This is a genomic window from Alteromonas sp. ABE4_545, assembly GCF_056161325.1.
In genome coordinates this window covers 1-223 of record NZ_JBSWYY010000102.1, presented here as the reverse complement: position 1 = coordinate 223, position 223 = coordinate 1, and the positions used below count along the sequence as shown (strand labels likewise).

Here is a 223-nt window from a genome sequence, read left to right as displayed (position 1 = left end):
AATCGTCACATCTGTTTCAATGGCATTCGTGTTACTGGTTACTGAAGAGGTATTTCCCGCAGCATCGGTTTGACGTACTTGAATGTCGCCAGCCGCGTAGGCCGTATCACTCGCCAGCTCAAAGCTCGTGCCTGAGCCCGTCGTCCAGTTATCACCACCGTCTAGGGAGTATGCCCAGCTCGCTGCATCTGATGCCAAGGTCACGTTAATGGTGGCATCATTG

General features: G+C 52.9%; 1 protein-coding gene. It reads right to left on the bottom strand.

All coding sequences use genetic code 11. From position 1 onward, the window contains the following. Positions 1-223, bottom strand: a 223-nt coding sequence (locus ACXAH6_RS20495) for a hypothetical protein (RefSeq protein ID WP_474879846.1), incomplete at both ends; no start/stop codon positions are given.